The sequence below is a fragment of the Proteus columbae genome, from assembly GCF_002777965.1.
GTDB lineage: Bacteria > Pseudomonadota > Gammaproteobacteria > Enterobacterales > Enterobacteriaceae > Proteus > Proteus columbae.
This window is the reverse complement of record NZ_NGVR01000001.1, coordinates 1-480: the sequence shown is the minus strand read 5'-3', so window position 1 is coordinate 480 and position 480 is coordinate 1. Positions and strand designations below refer to the sequence as shown.

The following is a 480-nucleotide window of genomic DNA, read 5'->3' as shown; positions in this document are numbered from 1 at the left end:
GAAAAATGGGTTACTGATGTCACCGAATTTAAGGTAAAAGGTGAAAAGCTTTATCTTTCGCCTATTCTTGACTTATTTAATCAAGAAATTGTTTCCTACCAAATAGCTAGACGTCCTCATTACAACATGATTGAACAGATGCTTACCCAAGCCTTTTCGAAATTGACTCAGGGAGGTGAGCTTATACTGCACTCAGATCAAGGATGGCAATACCAAATGAGTCGATATCACAATAGCCTTAAGAAACAAGGTATTACTCAAAGTATGTCACGAAAAGGAAATTGTTTAGACAATGCAGTAATAGAGAATTTTTTTGGCATATTAAAAACAGAATGTTTTTATACAAAGCAATTTAGAGATTTGGATGAACTAGAAGAAGAACTTCATGAATATATCAAGTATTACAATACGGAACGGATCAAGATAAAATTAAAAGGACTGAGTCCAGTTCAATACCGAACTCAGTCTTTACCTAACTAA

At 34.0% G+C, this 480-nt stretch carries 1 pseudogene (only partly in view); it reads left to right on the top strand.

Going from position 1 to position 480, the window contains the following annotated elements:
• Positions 1-480, top strand: a pseudogene (locus tag CBE70_RS18640) (IS3 family transposase); its annotated part reaches 473 nt to the left of the window's first position; the annotation flags it as partial.